This window comes from Escherichia sp. WS1451, assembly GCF_046487365.1.
GTDB classification, from domain to species: Bacteria; Pseudomonadota; Gammaproteobacteria; order Enterobacterales; family Enterobacteriaceae; genus Escherichia; species Escherichia coli.
The window spans coordinates 1-8,332 of sequence record NZ_JBJQJP010000043.1 but is presented as its reverse complement, the minus strand read 5'-3'; the positions used below and the strand labels follow the sequence as shown (position 1 = coordinate 8,332).

Here is an 8,332-nt window from a genome sequence, read left to right as displayed (position 1 = left end):
TGACGCCCGTCTGACACGTTACTTCCGCTTGTTCAGCCAGTTCACGATCATGCTGGCAAGAATGCCAGCAATGACCGGAGCCGCTAAATCATGCCAGAAGGCCATGCCCAGTTCTGCGAGCGTCATATAGCCGCCTGTGTTGTAATGACAACGTTTCGCGGCTATTCTTGAGTGGTCTAGGTTCAAGATTAGCCCCCGTGATGTTGTCAGGTGCATACCTGCAACGTGCGGGGGTTTTCTCTCTCCAGCAACCAATGCCACCAGGGATTAAGCCCCCGCAACATTGCGCCTCACCGGAACCTTTCCGGCTTGCCGCTGATTCTACGATTGCTTTTTACCGTCAGCACCCGGCAATCTTCCTCATTGCGCGATGCCTTCCAGCTTAATTTCTTTATTTGCAATAGTTGCAGTTCATATCCGGGCTGACTCCAGACTGGTAGTGAAATGCGCAATTTTGTAGAATTGCGCCTCCTCGCGACCTCCCCAGTGAATCTGTTGCCTCATTTTTTACATACTGCGTATTCGACTTCTCCACCTGTTGCGCAAGAGAAACTGGGTTTATTCATTTTTGCGAGGCCGACTTCTTTCTGGACAGGACTTTATGCAGCACAACACACTACCGAAACACGATCAGAAAATGCCGTTTACACGCTACGACTTCGGCTGGGTTTTATTATGCATAGGCATGGCGATTGGTGCCGGAACCGTGCTGATGCCAGTACAAATTGGCTTGAAGGGAATTTGGGTATTTATTACCGCAGCGATCATTGCTTATCCTGCCACCTGGGTAGTGCAGGACATTTATTTAAAAACCCTTTCTGAAAGCGATTCCTGTAATGACTACACCGATATTATCAGTCATTACCTGGGGAAGAACTGGGGAATTTTCCTCGGGGTTATCTACTTTTTGATGATTATCCACGGGATTTTTATCTACTCTCTCTCCGTGGTTTTCGACAGCGCCTCGTACCTGAAAACCTTTGGTTTAACCGATGCCGATCTTTCACAATCTCTACTTTATAAAGTCGCCATTTTCGCCGTACTGGTGGCAATTGCGTCTGGTGGTGAACGATTACTGTTTAAGATTTCCGGGCCAATGGTGGTGGTCAAAGTAGGGATTATCGTCGTGTTCGGTTTTGCGATGATCCCGCACTGGAATTTCGCCAATATAACCGCCTTCCCGCAAGCCTCCGACTTTTTCCGCGATGTCCTGCTTACTATTCCATTTTGCTTCTTTTCCGCGGTATTTATTCAGGTACTTAACCCAATGAATATTGCCTATCGTAAACGGGAAGCGGATAAAGTACTGGCAACCCGGCTCGCGCTGCGTACCCACCGAATTAGTTATGTCACGCTCATCGCGGTGATCCTGTTTTTTGCCTTTTCGTTTACCTTCTCAATTAGCCACGAAGAAGCCGTTTCTGCCTTTGAACAAAATATCTCGGCACTGGCACTGGCCGCGCAGGTGATCCCTGGGCATATCATTCATATCACCTCTACGGTGCTGAATATCTTTGCCGTACTGACCGCATTCTTTGGCATTTATCTCGGTTTCCACGAGGCCATTAAAGGCATTATTCTCAATCTGTTAAGCCGAATTATTGATACCAAGAAAATTAATTCACGCGTGCTGACTCTGGCGATCTGCGCTTTTATCGTCATTACGTTGACGATTTGGGTTTCGTTTCGTGTATCGGTGCTGGTGTTCTTTCAGTTGGGAAGCCCGTTATATGGCATTGTGTCGTGCCTCATTCCGTTTTTCCTGATCTATAAAGTCGCACAACTGGAAAAACTTCGCGGGTTTAAAGCCTGGATGATTCTGCTGTACGGCATTTTGTTATGCTTGTCGCCACTGTTGAAGCTGATTGAGTAAACCGGAGCGCATGGCCCCGGTTTTGTGAGTTACCGCTGCGGATTTTCATCCTGATCAACAGCAAAACAAGCTACCAGTTGACCGCCGTAGTCTTTTAGCTGCGGCTGCAACTGGGTGCAGGGGCCGAAGCGCCGACGACAGCGGGCATTGAAGGCACAGCCTGGCGGTGGATTGAGCGGGCTTGGCAGTTCACCGGTGAGCTTGATGCGCTCGCGGCGATCGTCCGGGTTCAGGCGCGGCGTCGCGGAGAGTAGCGCCTGAGTGTACGGATGACGCGGGTTATTGAAGATTTGGTCCTTCGTTCCCTTCTCCACGCAGCGGCCCAGGTACATCACCATCACTTCATCGGCAATGTGCTCAACCACTGACAGGTCGTGCGAGATAAAGACATAAGACAGCCCCAACTCCTGCTGCAAATCCATCATCAGATTCAGCACCTGCGCACGCACTGAAACGTCCAGCGCGGAAACCGGTTCATCGGCAATCACCACATCCGGGTCGAGCATCAGACCACGGGCAATGGCGATACGCTGACGCTGACCGCCGGAGAACATATGCGGATAGCGGTCGTAATGCTCGGTTTTCAGGCCGACTTTCGCCATCATCGACAGGGCTTTTTCCCGACGCTGATCTTTGCTTAAGCTGGTATTAATAAGCAGCGGCTCTTCAAGAATTTGCCCAACTTTTTTACGCGGATTTAGCGAACCATAGGGATTCTGAAAGACGATCTGGATTTTCTGCCGACGCAACTTCTGCGCCTGCGGATCGTGCTTGAGCAGATCCTGCCCCTGGTAATACAGCTCACCACCGGTGGGCGTTTCGATCATCGTAAGCAACCGACCGAGGGTCGATTTACCGCAGCCGGATTCACCTACTACTGCCAGCGTTTTGCCACGTTCAAGGTTAAACGAAACGCCGTCCAGCGCCTTCACCAGACGTTCCGGCGCGAACATACCTTTCTTCACCGGATAATGTTTTTTCAGGTCGATAGCCTGCAACAGCGGTTGTTGCGAGGTGGCCTCTTGCGTACTCATAGTGTCGGCCTCCCGGCATCATCAAGTGGGTAGTGGCATTTGGACTGACGCCCGTCAGCGAGCATATTCAGCGCCGGTTCTTCAGCGCGGCATTTGTCAGTGGCGTAGGGGCAGCGCGGGTTAAGCAGGCAGCCGTTCGGACGGTCATACTTGCCGGGAACAACACCTGGCAACGACGCCAGACGTTCTTTATCCTGAGCAAATTCCGGCAGCGCACGCAGCAATGCCTGAGTATACGGGTGACGCGGCGCATGGAAGATGGCGTGCGCATCGCCCGTTTCCACCACCTGACCTGCATACATCACGATGATTTTATGTGCCGCTTCCGCCACCAGCGCCAGGTCATGGGTAATTAACACCAGCGCCATGTTCTCTTTCTGCTGTAGCTCCAGCAGTAGTTCAATGATTTGCGCCTGAATGGTCACGTCCAGCGCAGTGGTTGGTTCATCGGCAATCAGCAGTTTTGGCCGACAGGCAATCGCCATGGCGATCATCACGCGCTGGCTCATGCCGCCGGAAAGCTGATGCGGGTAAACATCCAGACGCGATGCCGGATCGGGAATACCGACCTGATTCAGCAGGTCAATCGCCCGCTGACGGCGGGTACTTTTGTTGCCGCCCTGATGCACCTTAATCGCTTCCATAATCTGGAAACCCACGGTGTAGCACGGGTTAAGGCTGGTCATCGGGTCCTGGAAGATCATCGCCACTTCGGCACCCACCAGGTTGCGGCGCTCTTTTTCTGAGATACGCTGTAAATCCTGACCGTTAAACTCCAGTTTTTCCGCCATTACGCGGCCCGGATAATCAATCAGCCCCATAATCGCCAGCGAACTGACCGACTTACCGGAGCCAGACTCACCCACAATCCCGACCACTTCACCCTGTTTTACGCTGTAGCTGATGCGGTCTACGGCGCGGAACGGTGCGCTTTCGTCGCCGAAATGCACCGATAATTTATCTATATTTAATAACGCCATCTCGAACCTCTTACTGCTTCAGTTTGGGATCGAGCGCGTCACGCAGACCGTCACCCATCAGGTTAAATGCCAGCACCGTCAGCAGTATCGCCAGACCCGGGAAGGTCACGACCCACCAGGCGCTTTGCGCAAACTGCAACACGTCGGAGAGCATAGTGCCCCACTCCGGTGTTGGCGGCTGAGCCCCCATGCCGAGGAAACCAAGAGCAGCCATATCGAGAATGGCGTTAGAGAAACCGAGCGACGCCTGAACAATCAGCGGCGCAAGGCAGTTCGGGAAGATGTTAATAAACATCTGGCGCATTGCCCCGGCACCCGCCACGCGAGACGCGGTGACGTAATCGCGATTCACCTCCACCAGCACGGCGGCGCGGGTTAAGCGCACATAATGCGGCAGCGCAACGAAGGTTAGCGCCAGCGCGGCGTTACCAATCGACGGGCCGAAAATCGCCACCAGCACCAGTGCCAGCAGTAGACTTGGCAGCGCCAGCATGATATCGACCACGCGCATGATGATGTTATCGACCAGCCCGCCAAAGTAACCAGCGATCAGGCCGAGAATAACGCCCATAATCAGCGATAACACCACTACCAGACAGCCAACCAGCAGCGACAAGCGCGCGCCGTACATCAGCCGCGACAGCACATCACGCCCCACGTCATCAGTGCCCAGCAAGTGCGCCATGCTGCCGCCTTCCTGCCAGGCTGGCGGGGCGAGCAGTGCATCGCGGAACTGTTCCGCTGGGTTATAGGGTGCAATCCAGTTGGCAAAGATCGCGATAAACAGCACGATGACGACGTAAACCAGCCCGACAACCGCGCCTTTGTTGCGTTTAAAATAGTGCCAGAACTCCTGTAACGGGGTCATCGGCACCGGTGCGCTAATCACTTTATTTTCAGTAACCTGTGACATGATGTCCCCTTACTTCTTATGACGAATACGCGGGTTCACCACGCCGTAGAGCAGATCGACCAGCAGGTTGACGAGGATAATCATCGTCGCCACCAGCAATACGCCGCCCTGCACTACCGGATAATCGCGGCGTTGCAGTGCGTCAATCAACCAGCGCCCCAGACCAGGCCACGAGAAGATGGTTTCGGTCAGAATCGCCCCCGCCAGCAATGTTCCCACCTGCAGGCCGATAACGGTCACCACCGGCAGCATGGCATTACGCAGCGCATGGACGATAATCACCCGCATACGGGTCAGCCCTTTGGCGCGCGCGGTGCGGATGTAATCTTCGCCCAGCACTTCCAGCATCGAGGAGCGCGTCATACGCACAATGACCGCCAGCGGGATGGTACCCAGCACAATGGCGGGCAAGATCATATGGGCGACGGCATCGATAAAGTTACCGTCTTCACCCCAGATGGCGGTGTCGATCAGCATAAAACCGGTTAACGGATTGGAATCATCGAGGAACACCATGTCGCTCACGCGACCGGAGACGGGCGTCAGGTTCCAGTGCACCGAAACCAGCATGATCAGCATCATGCCCCACCAGAAGATAGGCATTGAATAACCTGTCAGCGCCAGGCCAACCGCTGTGTGATCGAAAATGGAACCACGTTTAACCGCAGCCAACACACCAACCGGAATACCGACTGCCGTCGCAAAAATCATCGCGCAGACGCCAAGTTCCAGCGTGGCCTGAAAGCGCGGCACGAACTCTTCCCATACCGGAATTCGGCTTTTCATGGAAATGCCTAAATCACCGTGCATTACGCCCCAAATGTAATGGAGATACTGCTGCCACATCGGTTTATCTAAGCCGAGTTCAGCCAGCAATTGCGCGTGACGCTCTGGGGAGATCCCACGCTCGCCCGCCATGATCATCACCGGATCGCCCGGGATCATGTGGACAAAGGCAAATGTGAGAAGGGTAATACCGATAAACGTGGGGATGACGAGTCCCAAACGTCGGAGAATAAACTGCAACATAACCCGGATTCTCTATAATGACCCGCAGCCTGGAACTGCGTGTCTGTATTGCTCACAAATCAATTCCCGCCCAGGTCGGGCAGGGAATGAAGTATTGCTGCCGGATGGCGCTGCACGCAGAGGCACAGCGCCACCGGGTATGGCTTTTAATTATTCGATAGAGACATTTTCGAAGTGATGTTTGCCTAATGGATCAACCACATAGCCTTTAACTTCTTTGCGTACCGGTTCAAACACGGTGGAGTGAGCGATGATCAGTGCTGGAGCCTGATCGTGCATCACGACCTGTGCTTGTTTGTACAGTTCAACACGTTTATTGTGGTCGTCGGTAGCACGCGCCGGTTGAATCAGATCTTCAAACGGTTTGTAGCACCATTTTGAGTAGTTGGAGCCTTGTTCAGAGGCGGCGCAGCTGAACAGGGTGGCGAAGAAGTTATCCGGATCCCCGTTATCGCCAGTCCAGCCCATCATTACCGTCTGATGCTCGCCATCTTTCGCACGCTTGAGGTACTCACCCCATTCGTAGGTGACGATTTTGGCCTGCACGCCCACTTTCGCCCAGTCTGCCTGAATCATCTCCGCCATGCGGCGAGCATTCGGGTTATACGGACGTTGTACTGGCATTGCCCACAGGTCGATGGAGAAACCTTTTTCCAGACCCGCTTCTTTCAGCAAGGCTTTCGCTTTTTCAGGATCGTAAGTGTAGTCCTGAACGTCGTCGTTATAGCCCCACATGGTTGGCGGGATCAGGTTTTTCGCTGATACGCCCGCGCCCTGATAAACTGCTTTGATGATGGCGTCTTTGTTCACCGCGTAGGTCAGAGCCTGGCGAACTTTCACGTCATCCAGTGGTTTTTTCTGCACGTTATACGAGAGATAACCGACATTCAGCCCCGGCATTTCCATCAGGTTGATGGATTTATCCTGCTTCATGCGGGCGATATCTGCCGGGTTCGGGTACGGCATCACCTGGCATTCGTTCTTCTGCAATTTCGCGTAACGCACGGAAGCGTCAGGAGTAATAGAGAAGACCAGCGTATCGATCTTCGGTTTGGTGCCCCAGTAGCCATCAAACGCTTTATAGCGAATACGGGAATCTTTCTGGTACTGCTGTAACTGGAACGGGCCGGTACCGATTGGGTTGAGATCCAGTTTTTCCGGTGTACCGGCTTTCATCATCGCGTCAGCATATTCTTTTGACAGAATAGAGGCGAAGTCCATTGCCAGGTCAGCGAGGAACGGCGCTTCCGGGCGAGTCAGCACAAACTGAACGGTGTTGTCGTCCACCTTTTTCACTTCGCTGATCAGCTCCGGCAAGCCCATGCCTTCAAAGTATTCGTAGCTGCCGCCAGAAACTTTATGGTACGGGTTTTGCGCGTTTTTCTGACGATCGAACGAGAACACCACGTCATCGGCGTTCAGTTCGCGCGTCGGTTTGAATTCTTTGTTGTTATGCCACTTCACACCTTTACGCAGATGGAAGGTATAGGTTTTACCGTCTTCGCTGACTTCCCACTTTTCAGCGAGGCCCGGGAGCACTTCAGTGGTGCCGATTTTAAATTCAACCAGACGGTTATAAAGCGGTACGGAAGAGGCGTCATAGGTGGTGCCGGAGGTAAACAGCTGCGGGTTAAACCCTTCCGGAGATCCTTCTGAGCAATAAACCAGAGTTTTAGCCTGAACACTTGCTGCGACGGTCATAGCCACCAGGCTGAGACCAAGCTTCAGCATCCCTGACTTTTTCAAGGAAATACGCATTATTCTGCTCCAATTGTGATGTTTGTTGTTTTAACCCTTTGCAGTGGGTTGTCGCTGCCTGACCTTTTTTGTTTTTTGCCCGGTCGGGTCAACGTTATGAGGTGGGGATGCCGTACTAATTAACATCAGTGTAACAGTGCGGATCCTCCATAAAATGCCCCTCGTGACCTACAATCTGTCAACAGAATGTGAAAACGTCAATACAGCCAACCGGGATTTACACCAACGGTGAGAATCCACAAACAAAGATTAAAAAAACTTCAAACAGCTATTTGCAGCAGAGAAATTTGTGCTACGCCAACACAACCAGAACAATCAGCTTAATATTTAGCAACATTTGGTGATTAAGTTTTATGCATTTAATGAAAAAAATCTGAGGTAAAGGTGGATATCTGAGCGATTAATACCATGAACGCTAAAACGCACAGCGGAAAATGCCAGCGCCAGCCATAAGTAACGCAAAAAAAGATTTAAGCAAATATAAAAAAAGACAATGGTTTCTGTCACAAATCCGTTAATGGATAGTGAGATATGGGGCGCAAATTTGGCAGGGAAATGTGTGGTGTGTAGATCGGATAAGGCGGTCGCGCCGCATCCGACAATGGGCCGGTACATTTGCCTGATGCGACGCTGGCTGAACTGCACCCCAAATGTTGGACATAATCTGACATCTGAAGGTGCAGTTTATGAAACATTCATTTGAAGTAAAACTTGCCGCTGTAAATCATTACCTGGCCGGTCATGC

General features: G+C 52.2%; 7 protein-coding genes. 1 reads left to right on the top strand and 6 read right to left on the bottom strand.

From position 1 onward, the window contains the following. Nucleotides 1-18: 18 nt before the first annotated feature. Nucleotides 19-126 (bottom strand): type I toxin-antitoxin system toxin Ldr family protein, encoded by a 108-nt coding sequence (locus ACJHX7_RS25715; RefSeq protein WP_001295224.1) that lies wholly within the window; start codon nt 124-126, stop codon nt 19-21. A 475-nt stretch (nt 127-601) separates the two neighbouring features. On the opposite strand from ACJHX7_RS25715, the gene ACJHX7_RS25710 reads away from it, so the two are divergent. Then, nucleotides 602-1,873: an aromatic amino acid transport family protein gene (locus tag ACJHX7_RS25710; protein ID WP_032172470.1), complete on the top strand. Its 1,272-nt coding sequence runs from the start codon at nt 602-604 to the stop codon at nt 1,871-1,873. 29 nt (nt 1,874-1,902) lie between these two features. Here the strand turns inward: ACJHX7_RS25710 and dppF are convergent, their stop codons facing one another. From dppF to dppA, 5 genes are all read right to left on the bottom strand, one after another. Further along, nucleotides 1,903-2,907, bottom strand: a complete 1,005-nt coding sequence (gene dppF / locus ACJHX7_RS25705) for a dipeptide ABC transporter ATP-binding subunit DppF (RefSeq protein WP_000107033.1) — start codon at nt 2,905-2,907, stop codon at nt 1,903-1,905. After that, nucleotides 2,904-3,887 (bottom strand): dipeptide ABC transporter ATP-binding protein, encoded by a 984-nt coding sequence (dppD, locus tag ACJHX7_RS25700; protein ID WP_001196444.1) that lies wholly within the window; start codon nt 3,885-3,887, stop codon nt 2,904-2,906. The genes dppF and dppD overlap by 4 nt, the downstream gene beginning before the upstream one ends. Nucleotides 3,888-3,897: 10 nt before the next feature. Further along, nucleotides 3,898-4,800 carry a dipeptide ABC transporter permease DppC gene (dppC, locus tag ACJHX7_RS25695; RefSeq protein ID WP_000084677.1) on the bottom strand — a complete coding sequence of 301 codons (903 nt, stop codon included), beginning with the start codon at nt 4,798-4,800 and terminating at the stop codon, nt 3,898-3,900. A gap of 9 nt (nt 4,801-4,809) precedes the next feature. After that, complete coding sequence (gene dppB, locus ACJHX7_RS25690; RefSeq protein WP_000938855.1) at nt 4,810-5,829, bottom strand: dipeptide ABC transporter permease DppB; 1,020 nt, start codon at nt 5,827-5,829, stop codon at nt 4,810-4,812. A gap of 150 nt (nt 5,830-5,979) precedes the next feature. Beyond that, on the bottom strand, nt 5,980-7,587 hold the full coding sequence (gene dppA, locus ACJHX7_RS25685; protein WP_094030581.1) for a dipeptide ABC transporter substrate-binding protein DppA: 1,608 nt from the start codon (nt 7,585-7,587) through the stop codon (nt 5,980-5,982). Nucleotides 7,588-8,332: the final 745 nt, after the last annotated feature.